The organism is Hyunsoonleella sp. J2K-J805, assembly GCF_057167125.1.
Genome location: NZ_CM169901.1, coordinates 479,835 through 501,901 on the forward strand (window position 1 = coordinate 479,835; position 22,067 = coordinate 501,901).

Annotated in this window: 22 protein-coding genes; 10 read left to right on the top strand and 12 right to left on the bottom strand. The window is 34.0% G+C overall.

Annotation, left to right across the window (positions count from 1 at the left end; translation table 11 throughout):
• Positions 1–9 precede the first annotated feature (9 nt).
• Together AC1B0Z_RS02180 and AC1B0Z_RS02185 are read right to left on the bottom strand one after the other, a co-directional pair.
• On the bottom strand, positions 10–786 hold the full coding sequence (locus tag AC1B0Z_RS02180) for an anti-sigma factor (RefSeq protein WP_483793909.1): 777 nt from the start codon (positions 784–786) through the stop codon (positions 10–12).
• Positions 783–1,340, bottom strand: coding sequence for an RNA polymerase sigma factor (locus AC1B0Z_RS02185; RefSeq protein WP_483793910.1), 558 nt, complete (start codon positions 1,338–1,340; stop codon positions 783–785). The genes AC1B0Z_RS02180 and AC1B0Z_RS02185 overlap by 4 nt, the downstream gene beginning before the upstream one ends.
• A 128-nt stretch (positions 1,341–1,468) precedes the next feature.
• Between AC1B0Z_RS02185 and AC1B0Z_RS02190 the strand changes: the two genes are divergently transcribed.
• On the top strand, positions 1,469–1,981 hold the full coding sequence (locus AC1B0Z_RS02190; protein WP_483793911.1) for a fasciclin domain-containing protein: 513 nt from the start codon (positions 1,469–1,471) through the stop codon (positions 1,979–1,981).
• Between the two features lie 191 nt (positions 1,982–2,172).
• Here AC1B0Z_RS02190 and AC1B0Z_RS02195 read toward each other — a convergent pair whose 3' ends face one another.
• The 3 genes from AC1B0Z_RS02195 to AC1B0Z_RS02205 all read right to left on the bottom strand — a co-directional run bounded on the left by AC1B0Z_RS02195 (position 2,173) and on the right by AC1B0Z_RS02205 (position 3,978).
• Positions 2,173–2,427, bottom strand: a complete 255-nt coding sequence (locus tag AC1B0Z_RS02195; RefSeq protein ID WP_483795227.1) for a putative phage abortive infection protein — start codon at positions 2,425–2,427, stop codon at positions 2,173–2,175.
• A 9-nt stretch (positions 2,428–2,436) separates the two neighbouring features.
• Positions 2,437–3,117, bottom strand: coding sequence for a hypothetical protein (locus AC1B0Z_RS02200; protein WP_483793912.1), 681 nt, complete (start codon positions 3,115–3,117; stop codon positions 2,437–2,439).
• Positions 3,118–3,321: 204 nt separating this feature from the next.
• Complete coding sequence (locus tag AC1B0Z_RS02205) at positions 3,322–3,978, bottom strand: YceI family protein (RefSeq protein ID WP_483793913.1); 657 nt, start codon at positions 3,976–3,978, stop codon at positions 3,322–3,324.
• 168 nt (positions 3,979–4,146) lie between these two features.
• On the opposite strand from AC1B0Z_RS02205, the gene AC1B0Z_RS02210 reads away from it, so the two are divergent.
• From AC1B0Z_RS02210 to AC1B0Z_RS02245, 8 genes are all read left to right on the top strand, one after another.
• Positions 4,147–4,710, top strand: coding sequence for a nucleotide exchange factor GrpE (locus AC1B0Z_RS02210; protein ID WP_483793914.1), 564 nt, complete (start codon positions 4,147–4,149; stop codon positions 4,708–4,710).
• A gap of 9 nt (positions 4,711–4,719) precedes the next feature.
• Positions 4,720–5,838, top strand: coding sequence for a molecular chaperone DnaJ (gene dnaJ / locus AC1B0Z_RS02215; RefSeq protein WP_483793915.1), 1,119 nt, complete (start codon positions 4,720–4,722; stop codon positions 5,836–5,838).
• A 497-nt stretch (positions 5,839–6,335) separates the two neighbouring features.
• Positions 6,336–7,271: an ABC transporter ATP-binding protein gene (locus AC1B0Z_RS02220; protein WP_483793916.1), complete on the top strand. Its 936-nt coding sequence runs from the start codon at positions 6,336–6,338 to the stop codon at positions 7,269–7,271.
• 4 nt (positions 7,272–7,275) lie between these two features.
• Positions 7,276–8,589 carry an ABC transporter permease gene (locus AC1B0Z_RS02225; RefSeq protein WP_483793917.1) on the top strand — a complete coding sequence of 438 codons (1,314 nt, stop codon included), beginning with the start codon at positions 7,276–7,278 and terminating at the stop codon, positions 8,587–8,589.
• A 1-nt stretch (position 8,590) separates the two neighbouring features.
• Positions 8,591–9,529, top strand: a complete 939-nt coding sequence (locus tag AC1B0Z_RS02230; RefSeq protein ID WP_483793918.1) for a mechanosensitive ion channel family protein — start codon at positions 8,591–8,593, stop codon at positions 9,527–9,529.
• Between the two features lie 61 nt (positions 9,530–9,590).
• Complete coding sequence (locus AC1B0Z_RS02235; protein WP_483793919.1) at positions 9,591–10,424, top strand: DUF6268 family outer membrane beta-barrel protein; 834 nt, start codon at positions 9,591–9,593, stop codon at positions 10,422–10,424.
• 3 nt (positions 10,425–10,427) lie between these two features.
• Positions 10,428–11,591: a sigma-54-dependent transcriptional regulator gene (locus AC1B0Z_RS02240; RefSeq protein ID WP_483793920.1), complete on the top strand. Its 1,164-nt coding sequence runs from the start codon at positions 10,428–10,430 to the stop codon at positions 11,589–11,591.
• 42 nt (positions 11,592–11,633) lie between these two features.
• The gene (locus AC1B0Z_RS02245) at positions 11,634–12,485 is read left to right on the top strand and encodes a PPK2 family polyphosphate kinase (RefSeq protein ID WP_483793921.1); all 852 of its coding nucleotides are present in this window, start codon (positions 11,634–11,636) and stop codon (positions 12,483–12,485) included.
• A gap of 204 nt (positions 12,486–12,689) precedes the next feature.
• On the opposite strand, the gene AC1B0Z_RS02250 is transcribed toward AC1B0Z_RS02245, so the two are convergent.
• The 7 genes from AC1B0Z_RS02250 to AC1B0Z_RS02280 all read right to left on the bottom strand — a co-directional run bounded on the left by AC1B0Z_RS02250 (position 12,690) and on the right by AC1B0Z_RS02280 (position 20,215).
• Positions 12,690–14,255 (bottom strand): hypothetical protein, encoded by a 1,566-nt coding sequence (locus AC1B0Z_RS02250; protein ID WP_483793922.1) that lies wholly within the window; start codon positions 14,253–14,255, stop codon positions 12,690–12,692.
• Between the two features lie 60 nt (positions 14,256–14,315).
• Complete coding sequence (locus AC1B0Z_RS02255) at positions 14,316–15,071, bottom strand: hypothetical protein (RefSeq protein WP_483793923.1); 756 nt, start codon at positions 15,069–15,071, stop codon at positions 14,316–14,318.
• Between the two features lie 115 nt (positions 15,072–15,186).
• Complete coding sequence (locus AC1B0Z_RS02260; protein ID WP_483793924.1) at positions 15,187–15,966, bottom strand: hypothetical protein; 780 nt, start codon at positions 15,964–15,966, stop codon at positions 15,187–15,189.
• A gap of 145 nt (positions 15,967–16,111) precedes the next feature.
• Positions 16,112–17,134 carry a UDP-glucose--hexose-1-phosphate uridylyltransferase gene (locus tag AC1B0Z_RS02265; protein ID WP_483793925.1) on the bottom strand — a complete coding sequence of 341 codons (1,023 nt, stop codon included), beginning with the start codon at positions 17,132–17,134 and terminating at the stop codon, positions 16,112–16,114.
• A 19-nt stretch (positions 17,135–17,153) separates the two neighbouring features.
• A complete protein-coding gene (gene galK / locus AC1B0Z_RS02270) occupies positions 17,154–18,302 on the bottom strand; it encodes a galactokinase (protein ID WP_483793926.1) in 1,149 nt (382 codons plus the stop codon).
• 18 nt (positions 18,303–18,320) lie between these two features.
• Positions 18,321–19,211: an aldose epimerase family protein gene (locus tag AC1B0Z_RS02275; RefSeq protein WP_483793927.1), complete on the bottom strand. Its 891-nt coding sequence runs from the start codon at positions 19,209–19,211 to the stop codon at positions 18,321–18,323.
• 11 nt (positions 19,212–19,222) lie between these two features.
• The gene (locus AC1B0Z_RS02280) at positions 19,223–20,215 is read right to left on the bottom strand and encodes a GntR family transcriptional regulator (protein WP_483793928.1); all 993 of its coding nucleotides are present in this window, start codon (positions 20,213–20,215) and stop codon (positions 19,223–19,225) included.
• A 147-nt stretch (positions 20,216–20,362) separates the two neighbouring features.
• Here AC1B0Z_RS02280 and AC1B0Z_RS02285 point away from each other — a divergent pair, with 147 nt between their 5' ends.
• Positions 20,363–22,009: a sodium/sugar symporter gene (locus tag AC1B0Z_RS02285; RefSeq protein ID WP_483793929.1), complete on the top strand. Its 1,647-nt coding sequence runs from the start codon at positions 20,363–20,365 to the stop codon at positions 22,007–22,009.
• Positions 22,010–22,067 lie beyond the last annotated feature (58 nt).

The following is a 22,067-nucleotide window of genomic DNA, read 5'->3' on the forward strand; positions in this document are numbered from 1 at the left end:
ATAGAATACCTATAAATAAACATTGGTGATTAACCTTGATACTGTAGGATGATCGCTTCCACCAGCAGGTTCTATCGTGATGTTTAAAGATGCAGCATTTTCAATATAGTTCATAGCTAATAATTGAGCATCTTTTTTAATCACTCCCATATCTATCATTTCACCATCAACATCTGCCCACATTTGGTAATCGTGCTCTGTATCCAATCTTGGTAATTCTGTAGTATTTACAACCACTTTTTTATCCTTATGATTCACATAACTCACGATTTTAGCATCAGGAGCAAGCGCATTACCATTAAGAATATATTGTTTCGTATCAGCAGAATTTAAAACATCTAACCACACTGTAACATTTTCCAAATTGGTTTTTAAGCCTTCAATATCATTAATTAAAATAGAATTATTCTCTTCTGCGATTTGCAATTGTTGTTTGGTGTCATTTAGTTGCGAGTACATCCAAATACTACCAATCATTAAAACTGCTGCCATACTAGCGGCAATGGCTAAATATGTTTTTAATGAACTCGATTTAGGCAATGGCAGAACTTTTGTGTCAGCACCTTTTACACTAGTCATTAAATGTGTTTTAACATCACTTGGGGGATTAATAGCATTATCAAAAGCTATAGCCTCAAAATTAGATTCAACTATATTAAACCTAGCTTTTAATTCCTCATCCTCTGCCAATAAACGTTCTAGAATAAGCTCATCTTTAGAGGAAAGCTCACCCAATACGTATTGTTCTATTATTCCGTTTTCTAATATGTAGGCTTTGTCCATCATCGTATCACTTCAATTAAAATCAACAACCACACAATTACTTTATCATAACTTAATTTAAGTTTTTTTAAAGCTTGTTTTATATAAGACTTAAAGGTTCCTAAAGGCACATCCATTTCCTCATGGGCTTCTCGGTGTGTTAAGCCATTAAAGTAAACCAGTTCTAGAGCTCTTTGGTGCTGCGGTTCCAATTGTTTTAAGCAACCTTTAAGTTGTAAATAATCACTATCTCGTATAGTTGATTCCTCTCTATCTTTATATACACTCAAATCCTCAGTCTGGATGAGCTTTTTATCCTTTCGTAAAAAATTTAAGGTTTTATTCTTTGCAATTCGGTAGGCCCATGTATAAAATTTGCCTTTATCAGAGTTGTACTGATGCGATTTCTCCCAAATAGTTAAAAAGGTGTCCTGCAATATGTTTTGGGCGTGTTGCTCATCATTACACATCCTAACAATAACACCATAGATGGCTGGTGCGTATGCATCATAAAGTTGAGATAGCGCAGCTTCATCTTTGTTTTTAAGATTAGAAATAAGAGCGGAATCGTTCTGCATAAATGTTAAAGATTTCCCAAAAAACAGGAGAGGTTCATCCAGAGAAAACAAACCTGTGTAAATATAAATGAAAGCACTTCAAAAAACGAAAAAAGTGCAGTTAAGTTTAACCAAAAAATAAAATTATTATGAAGAAGTTAGTTTTTATTTTAACTACAGTAGTTGCTTTAACAGCAAGTCAATTTGCAACTGCTCAAAAAACAATTGTTGATGTAGCTGTTGGGAATGAAGATTTCTCAACCTTAGTGGCAGCTTTAAAAGCAGCCGATTTAGTAGGTGCTTTACAAGGTGACGGTCCATTTACCGTTTTTGCACCAAATAACAGTGCATTTGCAAAAATTGATTCCAATACTTTAAACACTTTATTAAAGCCGGAAAACAAAAAAGCATTAACCAATATCTTAACATACCATGTTGTATCTGGAAAGTTAGATGCTAAGGCTGTAGTTGCAGCATTAAAGAAAAATAAAGGTATGGTAACTTTAAAAGCTTTAAACGGACAAGAGCTAACCGTTAAGCAAAAAGATGGAAAAATATGGTTGAAAGACCAAAATGGAAATTACAGTGAAATAATTATGACTGATGTGATGGGAAGTAATGGTGTTATTCATGTAATTGATACGGTAGTGATGCCTAAATAATTAGGAAAAACTGCTATGAAAAGGAAAACGCTCCAGGTGAATGGGGCGTTTTTTTGTTTCGTTTAACTGTCTCGGCTATGAGTAGTTACGCGGTTTGTCACGAACCTTAGCAAGTACGCACCAACTGAAAATCCGTGAGGATTTTCAGAAGTAAGTGAGAACAAGCAATTATTTGATAGTCATTATTGCCATTAGTTTTTATTTCCAAATGCCGAATTTTTATATTCATTCAGATGACTTGTGTTGAATATTAGTTCTTGGTCAATATTTTTAAAAATCGAATATTTTTCTATAAGTGGTTTGAATTTTTTCAGTCCATTTTTATGCAAACAATTATAAAACAATAACACTTGTTCGTGACTTGACAATTGCGCTCTAGCAATTGATGCAGACCTTTTTTTATCAGCTACATTTGCTGAATCAATAAATTTAAAAATATGGTATATCGTTCTGAATTAATGACTTAGGTCAGATTTATTAGAATTATAGACATTTTCATATGCTTTTATCGCTTGAGGTGCCGATGCAGAGACCAAGGGTTTTCCACGTCCTACGATTGTTCGAGTTTGAGAGTGTAAATAGTTATAAAAAGTCTGAAAACAATCACGTCCAGTTGCAATTATTGTTTTGTCAGGGTTTCTCAAATCTAATGAATTGACGATACTATTGAAGAGCGTAAGCAATTCAAAAAATGTATTTTCGAATTTTTGGTTTAATAGTGTTTTATTTTGAAGTTTCATTTCTTCTTTTTGACCAGCAAGTTCCAGTCTAGTATATTTTACTTCGAGTTGACTGTACATTATTTCCAATTGTTGATTTAATAGTTGTTGTTTTTGCCCTAAAAACGCAACATAAATTAGAAATAGACCTGCCAAAGCCCAAACCGAAGCAACACTTCCTCCTAAAAAGTCGCCTAATAAATTTAATCCAAAATCATCTTGTTTGTACTTACATAAATAAAAAATAACTGAAAATAGAGTTAGGCCAATTCCTGTCCAAACAAAACCCCAAGCCCAATTTATATATTTTGTGATTTTAGCTTCTAGACTATTCAATTCAATTTTTATTTCTGACTGTCTCGTTTCTATTCGAGCAGAGGCTTCTTTAATTTCTTGTCCTAAATTGATTTCACTCATTTTTTTCAAATTAATGGCAACTTTGTGGATATGAGCCATTTTAATACTTCGGTAAACTCAGTACAAGTGGCTTATATCCGACGTTAAACGAAGGTAGGTGGAAATTTTTACAAAGTCAAATTCATATTTAATTAGATAGCAAAAAAAAACCATCTTGAATTTCAAGATGGTTTTACAATTAATTTGAGTTAGTCACTACTCGTATTACCCTTTTTTAGCGGTAAGGCTTACCTTTAATTCAATATCGTCGTTGATAAATTTGTCGCCTAAGTTATCAAAAAATGATTTAGAACCATATTGTACGTTCCATTTTGAACGATCTATGGTAAACGTTTCACTGGTAAGTGTCATCATATCACCATTTTCAGAAACCGTAACGGGAAACGTGATATTATTTTTTACGTCTTTTAGAGTTAGATTGCCAGAAAGCATTGTTTTGCCTTCAGCTTCGCTTATTCCAGTTATTTCAAACGCAGCACTAGGATATTTTTCAACATCAAAAAAATCAGCACTTGAAAGATGTCCCTTTAATTTTCCGTTGCCTTCGTCATCCGCAGGAATATCTAAAACTGTAATAGAACCCATATCAACCAAGAAAGAACCGCTTTCAATAGTCCCACCATTCACCTGAACAACTCCAGATTCAATTTTAATGGTACCGTTGTGTGATCCCGTAGGCTTAAATCCTTTCCATTCTATCGTTGATGCATCGGCATCGGCAACATATTTTACCGCTTCTGCTTTAGCTTCAGCGGCAGCTTCAGCTTTAGATGTTTCAGCTTCTTTTGCTTTGTCTTTACAAGATACAAATGCAATAGCTAATGCACTTATAAATAGTATGTTTCTTAAATTAATTTTCATTTTTAATAAGGTTTTAGTGTTAAACCTCAAAAGTAACAAATTTGTTTTACAGAATAAAAAAAAAGTTAAACAAAAGTTTTGTTAAAAAACTTAATGACAATATGGCATTTTAATAATAATGGCAGTACTTTTGCCACCCGAAATGTAGCTGTTATAATATAGAGCGATATGAGTAAAAAAAATAAAGCAAAAGATATAAAGGAAGAACAAGTCAACGGACAGGAAAAAGAGTCTGTTGCTGTTGAGAAACAAGAAGTGCAAGAACCTGTTGAGGAGCTTTCAGTTGAGGATAAATTGAAAGAAGAGCTTCAAAATGAGAAAGATAAGTTTTTACGTTTATTTGCTGAGTTTGAAAACTACAAAAAACGTACTTCAAGAGAGCGTGTAGAATTATTTAAAACGGCTGGAAAAGAGGTGATGATTGAGTTGTTGCCAGTTCTTGACGATTTTGAGCGTGCACTTTTACACATTGAAGAAGATAAAGAGGCAGAGGAATTACGCAAAGGTGTACTTTTAATTTATCAAAAGTTGCTATCTACATTAGAGAAAAAAGGATTGTCAGTTTGTGAAGTAGCACAAGGCGATGCTTTTGATGCTGAAGTGCATACTGCAATTACGCAAATTCCTGCACCGAGCGATGATCTTAAAGGAAAGATTGTTGATGTAGTTGAGAAAGGCTATAAATTGGGAGATACTATTATTCGTTTCCCTAAAGTGGTTGTGGGTCAATAAGAAAAAATTATGGCAAAGAGAGATTACTACGAAGTATTAGGAATTAGCAAAGGGGCTAGTGCCAGTGAAATAAAGAAGGCTTACAGAAAAAAAGCTATCGAGTTTCATCCTGATAAAAATCCTGATGATAAAGATGCCGAAGCCAAATTTAAAGAAGCAGCTGAGGCTTATGAGGTATTAAGTGATGCTGATAAGAAAGCACGCTACGATCAGTTTGGACACCAAGCCTTTGAAGGTGGCGGTGGCTTCGGTGGAGGCGGCATGAATATGGATGATATCTTCAGTCAGTTTGGAGATATTTTCGGTGGTGCTTTTGGTGGCGGCGGTTTCTCTGGCTTTGGTGGTGGAGGCGGACAGCGTCGCATGAAAGGTAGCAACCTGCGCATTCGTGTGAAGTTGACTTTAGAAGAAATTGCCAACGGTGTAGAAAAGAAAATAAAAGTAAAGCGTAAAGTCCAGGCACCAGGAACTACTTATAAAACTTGTTCAACATGTCAAGGCACAGGACAAGTTACTAGAATTACCAACACTATTTTAGGAAGAATGCAAACCTCTGCACCATGTAATACTTGTGGTGGTGCTGGACAAACCATTAATAATAGGCCGTCGGATGCTGATGCGCAAGGTTTAAAAGTTGCAGAAGAAACGGTTTCAATAAAGATTCCTGCAGGTGTGGTTGATGGTATGCAACTAAAAGTTTCAGGAAAAGGTAATGAAGCACCTGGGAATGGTATTTCAGGAGATTTATTAGTGGCAATAGAAGAAGCTGACCATCCCAGTTTACAACGTGAGGGCGATAATTTGCATTACGATTTGTATGTTAGTATTCCGGAAGCAGTTTTAGGAACTTCAAAAGAAATTGATACTGTTACAGGCAAAGTGCGTATAAAGGTTGAGGCAGGTGTGCAATCTGGCAAAATTCTGCGCTTGCGCGGAAAAGGTATCCCGAGTTTGAATGGTTATGGAAAGGGGGACTTACTAGTGCATGTAAATGTTTGGACACCTAAAACATTAAACAAACAGCAAAAAGAGTTTTTTGAGGAGATGCTTGAAGATGACCATTTTTCCCCAAAACCTGAAAGTTCAGATAAGTCATTCTTCGAAAAAGTGAAGGACATGTTTTCCTAATAAAACTCTGCGAAACAAAGGTTTTAAACACTTGTTAAATTTAGCATCTGCGCTTAAACATGCAGGTATCACGGGAATTAACTTCGTTTTTTATTGAAAATTAATAAGAAGATTGAAGATAATCTAATGGATTAAAAAATTCTGTAGTAAATTGGAATTTTTTTATGTAAGGTGCAACTTATCTTAATAGTTTTGCTATTAGTTAAGAAAAAAAAACTATCTTTGATTATCGCTAATAAAAATTAGTGATAATTTTTCTTTTTCATAGCAATTTTTTTCCCATCCTTAATTTTAATTGAGGGTGGGTTTTGTTTTTATAAAAAACCCAGTAATTGCGATGCTTTCAAGTGTTTACTGGCAATTCAAAATCTTAAATTAGAAAAACCGAAACAAAAGCTACCGCTTGTCAATTTTCCCCTAAATAATTTACTTGTTTTCAGTTTAACGGACTCATATACATTTAATATCTTTACAATTATTTTAATTAAAAATTGCGAATGGATAAGCTATTGGAAGTTAATGGTGCGAGTAAGAAATTTGGAGATTTTACTGCATTAAACAATGTTTCTATTACAGTGCCAAAAGGTAGTATTTATGGACTTCTAGGGCCAAATGGTGCGGGAAAAACCACTTTAATCAGAATAATAAACCAAATTACGCTACCAGATTCTGGTTCCGTGATTCTTGACGGCGAACCGCTGAACGAATCTCATATAAAAGATATTGGTTATCTCCCTGAAGAGCGCGGATTGTATAAATCTATGAAGGTAGGTGAGCAGGCGTTGTATTTGGCGCAATTAAAAGGTTTAAGTAAATCGGTTGCAAAAGAACGCCTTAAGTATTGGTTTGATAGATTGGAAATTGGGGATTGGTGGCATAAGAAAATCCAAGAACTATCAAAAGGAATGGCTCAAAAAATACAGTTTGTGGTTACTGTATTACATGAACCTAAACTTCTAATTTTCGATGAACCATTTTCTGGTTTTGACCCAATTAATGCGAATTTAATTAAAGATGAGATTTTACGATTGAGGGAAAATGGTGCGACAGTTATTTTTTCGACTCATCGTATGGAATCCGTAGAAGAGCTTTGCGACGATATTGCATTGATTCATAAATCCAATAAAATTTTAGATGGTAAGATAATGGATGTAAAGCGTGCTTACAAGTCTAATACCTTTGAGGTTGGTGTAAATACAGACAATAATAATGCCTTGGAAAAAGAACTTTCACACAGGTTTAAAACTGAGCCAGCAAATTTTAAAACATTAAGTAATGAATTAAAATTGAATGTTCAACTTAATGAAAATCAGAGTTCTAATGAGCTATTGAGCTATTTAACTTCAAAAGGAGAGGTCTCTCATTTTGTAGAGTTAATTCCAAGTGTAAACGATATTTTTATTCAAACGGTAACCGAAAATAATTTGCAATAGTAGCATGAATCATCTTCCTCTTATTATAAAGCGCGAGTACTTATCGAAGGTAAAAAATAAGTCGTTTATCGTAATGACAATTTTAAGCCCTATCATCATGATAGCGCTTATTAGCGTAGTGGCGTATCTATCTCAATTAAATAATGATAAGGTGCGAACCATTTCAATTCTAGATGAATCGGGTATGGTGAAGGATATATTTGAAAGCACTGATAACACTACATATAATAAACTTGATGGGATGTCGCTTGAAGATGCAAAAACATTGGTCACAGAAACGTCTGGCTATGGTTTGCTTCATATAAAAGATATTGATGATATTAAGGAACTTTCAAAAAATATAAAGTTCTACTCAGAAGAATCACCTTCATTAACTGTGATTTCTAAATTGGAAAACAAACTAGAAAGGCATTTAACACTAATCAACTACGAAAATGTAGGTATTGATATTGATAAGATTAAAGATTCAAAAGTAACCGTAGATATTTTTCAGGAGAATTTTGTTGGGGAAACCTCCTCAAAAACCGATAGTATCATCAAGCTCATTTTTGGTGGCGCAGCAGGATATTTATTGTTCATGTTCATCATTATATATGGTAATATGATAATGCGAAGCGTTATAGAAGAGAAAACTAGCAGAATTATAGAAGTTATTGTGTCTTCTGTGAAGCCAGTACAATTAATGTTAGGTAAAATTATTGGAACCTCCTTAGCTGGATTGACTCAATTTGCGATTTGGCTCATTTTAGGTAGCATATTACTATTTGTGGTCTCAGCTATTTTTGGTATTGATATGGCACAAATGCAAACCCCGCAGCAAGCTGCTATTCAGCAAGCTATGGAAAACCCAGAAGTCAATACCCAAATTCAAGAAGCTATGCAGGGATTTTTTAATTTGCCTTTAACCAATTTAATTATTGCTTTTATCTTCTTTTTTATAAGTGGTTATTTGCTTTATAGTTCACTCTACGCTGCTATTGGTGCTGCTGTTGATAATGAGACAGACACACAACAGTTTATGTTACCCATTATTATGCCTTTAATCTTGGCTGTTTATATAGGGATTTTCACTGTAATAGAAGATCCTCATGGTATGGTCTCAACCGTATTTTCGTTCATACCATTTACTTCTCCAGTTGTAATGCTTATGCGTATACCTTTTGGCGTACCCATTTGGCAACAATTGCTATCTTTAGCATTATTGATTGCGACCTTTGTGTTTACGGTTTGGATTGCCGCTAAAATTTACAGGGTTGGAATTTTGATGTACGGTAAAAAGCCTACATACAAAGAACTTCTAAAGTGGATTAAATATTAGGATGCAAAAGACATCAAAAGAGAACATACAGAACGAAGTTGGTCCCATTGAGGAGGTGTTGCAAGGCACTTCCGTTGGGCAGGCTATTCAGGAGTTTCTTGATTTCAAGATTGTTGATTTTACTTATGGCACTGGGGCAGATGCTCATCAAATTGTGCTAAGAGTTAAATATTTGCTTCTTGTTATTTTGGTAATGATTCTTACCACCTTTTTATTAAAATGGGTAAAAAGGTTGGTTACCAGAAGACTACCTGACGAAGACAAGGTGAAATTTAATACGGTGTTTTCCTTTACAAGATGGATCATTTATATCATCGTTATACTAGTAGTTTTAGATGCTAGTGGCTTTAATGTCACCGCTATTTTTGCTGCTTCAGCTGTACTGTTAATTGGTATTGGTTTAGCGTTACAGACACTTTTTCAGGACATCATTTCTGGAATTTTCATCTTGATTGACCGATCTGTACAAGTTGGAGATATTGTTGAATTAGAAGGCAAAATAGGTCGTGTAGAAGAAATAAAACTCCGTACCACAAGAGCAGTAACAATAGACAATAAAGTACTTATTATCCCAAATCACCAATACCTTACAAATAGTTTATATAACTGGACACAAAACGGCAAGGTTACCAGGGAAAGTGTCTCAGTTGGTGTAGCCTATGGCAGTGATGTAGAGTTGGTAAAAACACTATTGCTCAATGCTGCCAGCTCCCATGAAATGGTATTGCGCCATCCAGCGCCACTGGTTTTGTTTGAAAACTTTGGAGATAGTGCATTAGAATTCAAGTTAGTTTTTACGCTTAACGATAGTTTTACAGGTGTTATTCCCAAAAGCGACATAAGATTTGAAATAGACCGCCTATTTAGGGAACACGATATTAAAATTCCATTTCCGCAACGCGATATTCATATTGTTTCAAAACCTTCAGAAAATCCATAAGAAAACATTTATATCATATCGTTTAACAAGGTTATTGTGCTTTTTTGTTTTCTTATTTATAGTGCAATTAGGTCACACCCAATTAACTGATTTAGCAAGACTTGAATATTCTTTTATTCCACAAAGTAATTCTGAGGATAGTTATAATAGATTAAGGGCATTATTTAATTATCCAATAGAAACCAAAAAAGATTGTTATTTGGTAGTTGGAGCCGAATATAATAGAGTGATTTTAAATTTGGAGGAAGATTACCCTTTTGATACATCTGTACTTGATAGAATTCACATTATAGACTTAAATTTAGGCTATACTTTTAAATGGAATGACGGATGGCGGGTAGGTATAAATTTCAATCCTAGAATTGCATCTACGCTCACTACAAGTATAAGTATGGACGATTTTTTTTTAAACGGAGGCCTATTCTTTATCAATGATAAAACTAAAGCTGTTGATGTCAAGCGTCCTTTCCGTCTGGTTTTAGGATTAACGTACAATGCTACAACTGGCATTCCTTTTCCATTACCGTTTATTAGCTATTTTAGAAACATAAATAAACGCTGGAGTTTTAATGCTGGGGTTCCAAAATCAAATATAAAATATGCTTTAAACACCAAAAACAATCTACAAGCGTTTGTTGTTCTAGATGGGTATTTGGCGCACATACAGGAGAAGTATACGGTTAATGGAGATTTGGCAGACCATATCTCCCTATCCGTTGCCGTTGGAGGTTTGGGTTACGAATATCTATTTTCGAAACATTTGGTAGGGTATTTGTATACTGGTTACACATTTAGATTAAATAACGTTTTACGTAATGAGAATAGAGATGAAGTTTTTAAATTAGACGAAATAAATGCGTTTTATTTAAGAACCGGAATAAAATTTAAAATTTAGTATATGCCTAAAATATTAATTATTGAAGATGAAGCTGCCATAAGGCGCGTATTAGTTAAAATTCTTTCTGAAGAAAGTGATACTTACACGGTTGAAGAAGCAGAGGACGGGTTGGCCGGAATGGATAAATTAAAGAAAGATGATTTTGATTTAGTGCTTTGTGATATTAAAATGCCAAAAATGGATGGTGTTGAAGTGTTAGAGGCGACAAAAAAGATAAAACCCGAAACACCTATTGTGATGATTTCTGGTCATGGTGATCTCGATACGGCAGTAAATACAATGCGTTTAGGAGCTTATGATTATATTTCGAAACCACCAGATTTAAACAGATTATTAAATACTGTTAGAAATGCTTTAGATAGAAAGGAGCTTGTTGTTGAAAACAAAATCCTGAAGAAAAAGGTTAGCAAGAAATATGAAATGATAGGGGAAAGCGATTCGATTTCCCAAATCAAGGATATGATTGATAAAGTAGCGCCTACCGATGCAAGGGTTTTAATAACTGGCCCTAACGGCACAGGAAAAGAACTGGTGGCACACTGGTTGCATGAAAAGAGCGATCGCGTAAAAGGACCAATGATTGAAGTGAATTGTGCTGCTATACCTAGCGAACTCATTGAAAGTGAACTCTTTGGTCATGTAAAAGGAGCCTTTACAAGTGCCAATAAGGATAGAGCGGGAAAGTTTGAAGCGGCCAATGGTGGTACTATTTTCTTAGACGAAATAGGGGATATGAGTCTCTCTGCACAAGCAAAAGTGTTACGTGCGCTGCAAGAAAGTAGAATACAGCGAGTTGGTAGCGATAAGGATATAAAAGTGGATGTACGTGTTGTTGCGGCAACAAACAAGAACTTAAAGAAGGAGATTGAGGACGGAAAGTTCCGTGAGGATTTGTACCATCGTTTAGCAGTTATTTTAATAAAAGTACCTGCATTAAATGAAAGACGTGATGATATTCCGTTGCTGGTGAATCATTTTGCAAATAAAATCGCAGATGAACAGGGTACAGCCCAAAAAAGTTTTTCCGATAAGGCGATTAAGCTGTTGCAGAATTATGATTGGACGGGAAATATTAGAGAATTGCGCAACGTTGTAGAACGATTGATTATCTTAGGTGGAGAAGAAGTTAGTGAACAAGATGTAAAACTATTTGCTTCAAAATAAACCCGCTTTAAATCATTATTTTTACACTACTAATTATTAACTATGGATAACTACAAAGTAACGTCTCCAATTGCATTAAAAGACAGTAAAACCAACGTTGTTATTGAAGATGCAAAGCAAAAACTAAAAAATACCAGAAAAGAATTAGGAAAAATCCAAGACACCCTATATGCCCATGGAAAGTATGCCGTTTTAATTTGTATACAAGGTATGGATACTGCAGGAAAGGACAGCTTAATCCGCGAGGTGTTTAAAGATTTTAACGTAAGAGGTGTGCAAGTGCATAGTTTTAAAGTGCCAACGGCGTTAGAGTTAAAGCATGATTACTTATGGCGACATTATATTGCGCTACCTCCAAGAGGAAAATTTGGCGTATTTAACAGAACACATTATGAAAATGTTTTGGTAACACGTGTGCATCCCTATTACATTATGGGTGAAAATATTCCAGGAGTAGATACTGTTGATGACATTGATACTGCCTTTTGGGAAAAACGTTTTGAACAGATTAATAATTTTGAAAAACATGTTGCTGAAAATGGCACCATTATATTTAAGTTCTTTTTGAATTTATCAAAAGATGAACAAAAGTATCGTTTGTTAAGGCGGTTAAGAAAACAAGAGAAAAACTGGAAGTTCTCCGCAGGTGATTTAAAAGAACGTAAGCTTTGGGATGAGTATCAAGCATGTTATGAAGAGGCCATAAACAAAACTTCAAAACCACATGCGCCATGGTATACTATTCCAGCTGATGATAAACCAAGTGCAAGGTTAATTGTTGCACAGATATTATTGGAGACTTTACAGCAATATGAAGACATCAAAGAACCCGAATTAGATGATGAAACTAAAGCTAATATAGGATTGTATAAGGCCCAGTTGGAAGGTGAGTAAAATAAACTGTATTATTTAAATGACTATGAAATATATTAAATCAATAAAAACTTATATCGTATTTGCTATATCATTAGCGACCTTGTGTTTAACATCTTGTGGAGAAGAAGACAAAGGATGTGAAACTGAAACTGTTTGTTTTGGAGAAAACAATTGCATAGAAAGACCTATTCCTGGAACTTGTTTCTAATTTTTCCTTTGGCTTTATTCTTCCTCAGGAAACGTAATATGCTGATAAGCCCCTAAATCTGGGCTTGAAGTTCTATTAACATTTAAAATATCAGTAGGCACTTGGGAAGCAAATATCAAATTGCCTTGAGCGTTTGCAGCAGAGTCATCCCCAATTATAAGCATATTAAAACTCGGGTCTTTAAAATCTGGATCTTGATTAAAAATTACATTTTCATATTTAGATGTATCATCAAAATCAAAATTTGGTCCTGTAAAATTATCGTTCCTGTCATCAAAACGCACCAAACAATTCGTGAATTTAAAATTGAAATTCACAGCATCATCTTCTATTTCATCTAAAAGAAACTCTGGATTATCATTACCATAAATAATACAGTTATTAAAATTAGCTTCAATTAAATCTGTTACTATGGCATTATCGTCGTCATCAACTATAAAGTTATTTACCAGTACCGCTGGCAATGGGCGAGGGCCGTTTGTCCAATAATTAACAAGCGTACAATGTGTAAAATTATATTTACCACCAAATGTAGCTGCAACGGCCGCTTGTCCTGCATTATTAACCACAAGATTTTCTCCAGCTATAGATGTGCCTCTTCCTAAAATACCAAAACTACCAGAGTTGTATATTTTAGAATTGGTAATGGTAAGTTTGTCATTGGTTGGATTAGCGTCGCCATCGCATAAAATACCAACCAATGCATTCTTGATGGTGGTGTAATTAAACGTGTTATCCAAACTTCCGTCCAGTAGCCAAATGGTGCCCCATTGTCCTGGTCTGTCGGCAAAACTTGGCTCTAATCGGTCGCCTTCAAAAATTACTTCATTATCTAGCGTTTCTTGGTCTGGACTAAAAGCACCGTTTACGTTTATAGATGCTCCAGATTGTACAATAATACCAGAATTATCATGAAAGTGTAAGCGGGCGCCGGCTTCAACAGTAAGCGTTTCTCCAGTAGGAACCGCTGCAAAACCATAAATCACATAGGGCTTTTCGTTAGTGAAAGTTAATTCCTCAGGTAATAGTTCGCGTCCTTGTAAATCAGTTTGTATTTGCTCTCCATCAACATTTAAAGTTATGGTTTCAACAATTTTTGTGGTATTATCTCTGTCTGGAAAAATGAAAATGGCATCTTTAATTAGCGTAACCAATTCAACTTTTTGCATATTTCCTCCAGAATCAAATTCAATTTGGTCAGTATATAAATACTCCCCATTCGGATTTAGGAAATTATTAATATCAACTGTAGTTTCAACAAAAATAAAGAGGCTATCTTTTGCTAATAACTCAATGTCTTCAAATGTTTTTCCTGTGAGGCCATCCACACTTAAGCGGTATTGCGAAGCATCTCCTAAACTCAATCTAACTGTTGGGATTAGAATATCCTCGTCACTTCTATTATATACTTTTAAATTGTAGGTGCTAGAGCTTATGTTGGTAAAAATGGTGTCTAAGTACACAGTGTCTTTTGAAAACTCAAGGTTTCCAGTACTTGCGGAAAATTCAAAATCTTTTCTACAAGAACTCCAAAGTGCAATAAAACAAACGGCAATTAAAACATAGATATATCTTTTCATTCAGCAAAAAATAAATATGGCTAAAAATATAACTTTTGAAAGGAACAATTATTATTGGTTTTAGTTTTTTAAACCCAAAGTATCCTTAGAAGCTTTGAATTCTTTAGTGATTTTTAAAAATTCTTTGCTCAAATTAACCATTGAATCCAATAGAATGACCTTATTGGCTTCAGAACTGAGATTTTTATTCCAATATTGAGCTTCACAATAGTCTAAGAATAAATGCGCATGTTCTTCTGGAATATTTAAATCTTGATTCAATAGTTTTAAATTAAATAGGTTATCATGTGTTAAAAGGGAGTCTAAATCGTCATAAGTTATGAACTCAATAGGCTTGGGCTTATTTTTCTTTTTTAGTAACTTCTTAATACTTTTAAAGAGTTTTTTGAAATTTACGCCCTTATCATATTCAGATTCATTCATGTACAATTGTAAATTGTTTTTCATATCCCTTTCAAATGCTCTTTCAACTTCTTGTGTATATTCAAGTGGATTGAATTCTTCGTTATTATTACTGATTAAGACTTCGCCTAATGCATTAACGGACTTTCTTAATTCGAAAACTGCAATATCATCAAAATCAGTTTGCTTTAGTTGTATCATTTTGTTGTGATGGAAGAGCGATTCAAATAAAAGTGTATCGTTTACAACTGCCGAAATTGAGAAATCACCTTCATTGTTTGTATAAGTCATTCTTTTTTGACTTACATTATAAACTTTTATCCCCTTAACTGTGGACTCGTTATCATACACTTTTCCTTTGATGTTTTGAGAAATCAAGGTTAATGGAAATAGGAATAAAATAAGATATTTCAATATAATGGTATTATATGTTTCAAATTAAAAGATTTAATAGATGAAATCATCAGAATTAGCAGTATTTAACATTTCGAATAGCAATAACTTTTAGATGGAGAAATCAGTACTGACTTTAATTTTTGAAGCCTAAAGTATCATTTGATGTCTCAAAATCTTCAATAATTTTCAAAAATTCTTTACTGAAATTTACGAATGAATCTAATAGTACCACCTTCCTTTGCTCAGTAACTAAGATTTTATTCAAATTTTTGGTTTCGCAATAATCTAAAAAAAGATGTGCATACTCTTCAGGAATATTCAAATCTTGTTTTAGTAATTTTAAATCGAATAAATCATCATTTTTGAATAGAGAATCAAGATGTTTATAGGAGATGTATGAAATAGGTAAGGGTTTGTTTCTTCTTTTAAAAAGCTTTGCAATTTTATTAGCTAGATAAATAAAGTCAACTCCATATTTTGGTACACTACCATATAGGTGAGGGTTATTTTTTATATCGTTTGCAAATTGAAGTTTAGTTGTGTTTGTATATTTAACTGGGTCAAAGTCTTTATCCGTTACATTATGTATTAGTACTTCACCGAGTTCGTTTACGATCTTTTTTAATTCGAAGACTGCAATATCTTCAAAATGAATTTCCTTTAATGTTGCGTGCTTTGGGTGATGGAAAAGCGACTCGAAGAACAGCGTGTCATTGATGGATGCAGCAATTTCAAAATCACCTTCATTGGTTGTGTAGGTCTTAAGCTTTTTGCTAATGTTATACACTTTTATTCCTTTTACGGTAGATTCATTATCATAAACTTTACCCTTTATATTTTGGGATAGAAGGCTTACGGGAAATAAAAACAAAATTAGATAACGCAAAATTTGATTGTGTTTTATGCTTTTCAAATTAAAGTATTTCGAAGTATTTACATTGAGCAATTAAGATACTTTAACACCCATTTTTGGGCAACTTTAACTTTGTATCATTAAAAAAGCCTAACACTGATTATTCTGTTAGGCTTTTATTTTAGAAGTATTGTCCTAGTTTGTTTTACACTAATGCTTTCATCATTTTAACTGCACTTTCGGCAGTAATATCGCGTTGTGGCGTACCAAACATTTCGTAACCTACCATAAATTTTTTTACTGTAGCACTTCTCAACAATGGTGGGTAAAAACTCATGTGCCAATGCCAGTGTTTATTGTTATTTCCATCAGTTGGAGATTGGTGTATTCCCGCGGAATATGGGAAGGACGTGTTAAATAGTTTATCGTATGCTTTTGTTAACACTGCGATAGCTTCGGCGTATTGCAAAGTTTCCTCATCCGTAATGTCTGAAATGCTAGAAATATGTCTCTTAGGGGCAATCATTGTCTCAAAAGGCCATACTGCCCAAAAAGGAACTAATACTACAAATCCATAGTTTTCAAAAATAATGCGCTCTTGCTTTTCCAGTTCTTGAGCAAGATAATCTCCCAAAAGACTGCTTTTATTTTTGTTGAAGTAGTTTAACTGTTGTGTGTGTTTTTTATCAACCTCGTTTGGCAGTGTAGACTGACTCCATATTTGCCCGTGTGGATGCGGATTGCTACAACCCATAACAGCACCTTTGTTTTCAAAGATTTGAACATAATTGATTTTAGGATTATCTCCCAATTCTTTATACTGTTCTTGCCACGCATAAACCACTTTTTGAATTTCTGTTGGCGACATATCTGCCAAACTTTTAGAATGGTCAGGACTAAAACATATCACTTTACAAATCCCTGTTTCGCTCTCTGCAATAAGCAATCCATCATGAATTGAAAATGTTGGTGAATCGCTCTGTAATGCTGCAAAGTCATTAGTGAAGATAAATACATCTTTATAATCAGGGTTTACTGCACCATTAATGCGTGTATTTCCTGCGCATAAATAACAAGTGTTGTCATATGCTGGTCGCTTTTTATTATTGACTTCTTCATTTTGACCTTGCCAAGGACGCTTAGCGCGATGTGGCGATACCAAAACCCATTCGCCCGTTAGGATATTGAAGCGCTTATGTGAATAGTCTTGTAAGTCTGTATTCTCCATTTTTGTTTTACTCCGTGTGTTATTCTACCAAGTGTGTGCCATCCGAAAGTTGGACGAAATACACTGAACAGTCTTTATCAAATTCTTTCTTATATGCTTTTGAGGCTTTTTCAGCAAAAGCCTTAGCTTCACTCTTGGCTACAAGGTTTATAGTACAACCACCAAAACCACCTCCCATCATTCTTGAACCTAGTACATGCTTGTTTTTTTTGGCTTGTAACACAAGAAAATCTAGCTCTTCGCAACTCACTTTAAACTGATTTGATAAACCGTCATGCGATTGGTAAATTAGTTTTCCTAATTTTTCTAAATCATCATCCTCTATAGCTTTTGCAGCTTTTAGTGTTCTTTCATTTTCTTGAATTACATAAAGCGCTTTTTGGTAATTTGATGGTGTTACTTTACCCATGATGGTTTCCAAATCTGCTTCTGTAGCGTCTCTTAATGCTTTCACGCCTAATAACTCGGAAATACTTTCACATGCATACCGTCTGTCATTATAGGCACTGTCGGATAAACTGTGCTTTACATTTGTATTGATAAGCATTAATTGATGGTCCTTAAAGTTGATTTCGTAAGGTTTGGATTCAATAGTGCGACAGTCTAAGTGAAGTGCGTTGTTTTTAATCCCGAACATACTGGCATATTGGTCCATTATCCCGCATTTTACGCCCACATAGTTGTGCTCTGCTTTTTGTGAAATCAAAATCATTTCATGTTTTGAAAGCCCTAAGTCTAATAATTCATTTAAACCATAAACAACACTGTTTTCTAAAGCAGCCGAAGAAGACATGCCGGCACCTCCTGGAATATCACCTCTAAAGACAATATTAAAATCACCTACAATTATATTTTTGTTTTGAATTTCGGCAACCACACCAAAAATATAATTTTCCCAGCTCCCTATTTTAGATGGCTTGAGTTTATCTAATTCAAAATCAATAGTGCTGTCTAAATCTAGAGCAATTGCAGTGCAATGGCCAGAATCACTTTTTCCTATCGCAGCAGCAATGCCTTTATCAACGGCAGCAGGAAACACAAATCCGTCATTATAATCTGTATGTTCACCGATAATATTTATTCTTCCAGGCGAGAAAACCAACAAGGGTTGACTGTTGAATTTATCGATAAAAGTATTTTTAACATCTTTTACTAATGATGCCTTCATAATCAGTTCAGTTTTAATTTAGTTGTTTGATATTTTTACACTCCATGTTATTTCATAAGACTCATTTGGGGGCAGTGTTTGTAAACCAATTTTGTTATTAAAACTATCGGAAACACCTGTTGTGGGTTCTATGGCTATGGTGTTTTTTTGGGGCGGTGTGTATGCTTGGATAAAGTTGTTATTACCAGTTGCGTTAAACTTTAGGTCATATTTAGGTGTTTTAAATACTACTTCGTCGGAACTTAGCATCCAACAATCATCAAAAAACTCATCTCTAATTTTTATAGAAATATTCTCATGTACTGGAGTCGTACCAGTAGTTATATTGCGGTCTCCTAAAACTATTTTTTCTTTGCAATTCATATTAAGAGTGCTTTCAAATAAGTTGTCGCTTGTAAAATAAGGATGCCAACCCACAGTAAATGGAAAGGGTTTTGTGTCTGTATTTTCTACGTACATTTTTAAGTCTAAAGCCGCTTTACTAAAAATGTAGACTAATTTTATTTTAAAAGTGTAAGGAAATCCATCTACAAGTTCAGTCTGAACATATTGTAAAGCCACCACGGCATTTTTTTCTGTGGTGTTTTCTTCTACAACTTCAAAGGTTTTATTAAAAACTAGACCGTGAAGCGCATTTTGCTCATTACTTACGTTTATAGGGAATTGGTACTGGCTGTCATTGAATGAATAAACGCCATTTTTTATTCTATTTGCAAAAGGAAACAAAATAGAGGATGCATAAGTAGTTGCGTAATCTAAAGGACTTAAATCTTGAATAATATTATGATTATTTAAGGTCAATTCCTGAAGACTGGCGCCTTTGTCTAAATAAATTTTACCATAAACAGAAGCGTCGGTATTCGTTACTTCTAGAATGTTATCTTTTTTTATTAGTTTGATTGTGTACACTATTTTAAACTTTAAAGTGAATTTCTAATTATAAGTTGGTTTTCATTTTCAATATTGGTATGTTGGTTGTTTTGAATCATTTCTGCTAAACGCTTCCCCATTGCGGTAAAATCCGTTGAAATAGTAGTAATACCACCTTCTACAATTTCCTTTAATAAAGTATCATTATATGAAATTATGCCGATATCATCAATTAAGGAAAATTTCATTGACTTCATCTTCTTAATCAATTGAAGTAGTTGCTTGTCATCGGGAACAATATATAAATCGCCTTTTTCAATACCTCTATCTCCGACAGAATCTAAAATTTCATATAGTATGTTGTATTTTTCACAAAATTTAATGAAACCTTCTCTCATTCCAATAGGCTGCTTTTTGAATGAAAAAATTAATAGCAACTTTTGATATTTTTTTATGTACGAAATTGCCTTTTCTAAATTTGTGTATATGTCTTTTTCAAAATTTTGATAAATACCAGAGTAATGCTTTAATTCTGATGGCATTTGGTCTAATACATAAACCTTATCATCGGGTAATTTTTTAAGCGTTTTTTCGGTGTTTTTAAGGTTAGCGGGCATTACAATATAATGATTGTAATCTCCAACGTTATTTTCTATAATATTATTAAAAACACGATAATTAAAATGGTGAAAATAAATATCTACTTCAATGTTATCGTTTAAATTCTTGATAAAGGCATTATACAAGTCTTCCTTAAAAGAATTTAACTCATCAAATAATAAAAACACCTTTTGTTTTACGCTAATATTTTCACTCGATACATAATATCCTTTTCCAACTACAGATTGTATTACACCTCGACTTTTTAAGTCGTTAAAAGCCATTAAAACAGTATCTCTGGATAAATTTTGTGCTTCTTTTATGTTATTTATGGAAGGTATTTGATCCCCTTTTTTTAATTCCCCTTGCGAAATGGCTTTTTCAATTGAAAAAACTATCTGTTGATACTTCGGAGTACTTATTTTATTATTGATTTTAATCATTGTTGATGTAAAATTACAAATAAATTCTTGATAAAACCCTACTAGACCCTACTAGTTGGTTTTTTATTTTTGGATCACATTTGAACATTTATTGGTTTAACTTTAAATATATATATTTGCTGCTTTTATCAACCAAACTAAATAATTATGAATTCAGGATTCGATACTTGGGATTATGTAGTATTTATAACTTATGCTGTTTTAATTTTGGGTGTAGGTTTGTGGGTGTCTAGGGACAAAAAAGGACATCAAAAGAATGCTGAAGATTATTTCTTGGCTAGTAAATCGTTGCCATGGTGGGCTATAGGAGCTTCTCTTATTGCAGCCAACATATCAGCAGAACAGTTTATAGGAATGTCTGGTGCTGGATTTGCTTCTGGTTTAGCAATCGCTTCTTATGAATGGATGGCCGCTTTAACCCTTATCATAGTTGGTAAGTATTTTTTGCCAATATTTATTGAAAAAGGCTTGTATACTATACCTGAATTTGTAGAAAAACGATTCTCTACAAACCTAAAAACGATTCTTGCTGTTTTTTGGATAGCGCTATACGTTTTTGTTAATCTAGCATCAGTACTGTATTTGGGAGCTTTAGCATTACAGACCATAATGGGTGTGCCTTTAGGCTATGGCATTACGGGTTTAGCCTTGTTTGCTGCGGCATATTCGTTGTATGGTGGGTTATCTGCTGTGGCGTGGACAGATGTAATTCAAGTTGTATTCTTGGTGCTTGGTGGTTTAGTTACCACGTACCTTGCATTAAATACAGTTTCTGGTGGTGAAGGCTTTATTGCTGGTTTAACTACTGTTTATCAAACAGTTCCTGAACGTTTTGAAATGATTTTAGATAAATCAAATCCCGAATATAAAAATTTACCTGGTTTAGCTGTTCTTGTTGGTGGTATGTGGGTTGCAAACTTATATTATTGGGGTTTTAATCAATATATTATACAAAGAACACTAGCAGCAAAATCTTTAAAAGAAGCACAAAAGGGTATCTTATTTGCCGCCTTTTTAAAATTATTAATTCCATTAATTGTGGTAATTCCTGGTATTGCTGCTTATGTTATTATTAATGATCCTGAACTATTGTCTGGTTTAGGGGATATGGCTATACAAAATTCTCCACTTGAAAAGAAAGATAATGCTTATCCTTGGTTATTACAATTTTTACCAACAGGGCTAAAAGGTGTGGCTTTTGCCGCATTAGCTGCTGCTATCGTGTCCTCTTTGGCATCAATGCTAAATTCAACGTCTACAATTTTTACAATGGATATTTACAAGCAATACATAAACAAAACTGCTAATGATAAGAAGACTGTAAATGTGGGTAGATTATCTGCTGGTGTTGCACTAATTATAGCATGTATTATGGCACCTCTTTTAGGCGGTATAGATCAAGCATTTCAGTTTATTCAAGAATATACGGGTATTGTAAGTCCAGGGATTTTAGCAGTATTCTTATTAGGTTTATTTTGGAAGAAAACTACAAACAAAGCAGCCATTATTGGGGCATTAGTGTCTATCCCAATTGCTATGTATTTTAAAGTTGCACCCAAGGGATGGTCTAATTCACCAATATTTGTTGATGTACCTTTCATGGATCAGATGGGTTACACCTTACTTTTAACCATGGCGGTAATAGCCATCTTGAGTTACTTACAGCATAAAGGTGCTGATGATGAAAAAGGTATTCCAATTGCGAAACAACTGTTTAAAACATCACCATTATTCAATATAGGATCGTTTGCAGTAATGCTTATCTTAACGGTATTGTATGCCTTGTTTTGGTAAATAAATTTTTAAATATTCTAAAAAAACTCCTAGAAAAACGGTTCATTAGTTGAGATGA

Coding starts and splice junctions, on each gene's coding strand:
- AC1B0Z_RS02180 (WP_483793909.1), bottom strand. CDS start 786: ATGATGGACAAAGCCTACATATTAGAAAACGGAATAATAGAACAATAC.
- AC1B0Z_RS02185 (WP_483793910.1), bottom strand. CDS start 1,340: ATGCAGAACGATTCCGCTCTTATTTCTAATCTTAAAAACAAAGATGAA.
- AC1B0Z_RS02190 (WP_483793911.1), top strand. CDS start 1,469: ATGAAGAAGTTAGTTTTTATTTTAACTACAGTAGTTGCTTTAACAGCA.
- AC1B0Z_RS02200 (WP_483793912.1), bottom strand. CDS start 3,117: ATGAGTGAAATCAATTTAGGACAAGAAATTAAAGAAGCCTCTGCTCGA.
- AC1B0Z_RS02205 (WP_483793913.1), bottom strand. CDS start 3,978: ATGAAAATTAATTTAAGAAACATACTATTTATAAGTGCATTAGCTATT.
- AC1B0Z_RS02210 (WP_483793914.1), top strand. CDS start 4,147: ATGAGTAAAAAAAATAAAGCAAAAGATATAAAGGAAGAACAAGTCAAC.
- dnaJ (WP_483793915.1), top strand. CDS start 4,720: ATGGCAAAGAGAGATTACTACGAAGTATTAGGAATTAGCAAAGGGGCT.
- AC1B0Z_RS02220 (WP_483793916.1), top strand. CDS start 6,336: ATGGATAAGCTATTGGAAGTTAATGGTGCGAGTAAGAAATTTGGAGAT.
- AC1B0Z_RS02225 (WP_483793917.1), top strand. CDS start 7,276: ATGAATCATCTTCCTCTTATTATAAAGCGCGAGTACTTATCGAAGGTA.
- AC1B0Z_RS02230 (WP_483793918.1), top strand. CDS start 8,591: ATGCAAAAGACATCAAAAGAGAACATACAGAACGAAGTTGGTCCCATT.
- AC1B0Z_RS02240 (WP_483793920.1), top strand. CDS start 10,428: ATGCCTAAAATATTAATTATTGAAGATGAAGCTGCCATAAGGCGCGTA.
- AC1B0Z_RS02245 (WP_483793921.1), top strand. CDS start 11,634: ATGGATAACTACAAAGTAACGTCTCCAATTGCATTAAAAGACAGTAAA.
- AC1B0Z_RS02250 (WP_483793922.1), bottom strand. CDS start 14,255: ATGAAAAGATATATCTATGTTTTAATTGCCGTTTGTTTTATTGCACTT.
- AC1B0Z_RS02265 (WP_483793925.1), bottom strand. CDS start 17,134: ATGGAGAATACAGACTTACAAGACTATTCACATAAGCGCTTCAATATC.
- galK (WP_483793926.1), bottom strand. CDS start 18,302: ATGAAGGCATCATTAGTAAAAGATGTTAAAAATACTTTTATCGATAAA.
- AC1B0Z_RS02280 (WP_483793928.1), bottom strand. CDS start 20,215: ATGATTAAAATCAATAATAAAATAAGTACTCCGAAGTATCAACAGATA.
- AC1B0Z_RS02285 (WP_483793929.1), top strand. CDS start 20,363: ATGAATTCAGGATTCGATACTTGGGATTATGTAGTATTTATAACTTAT.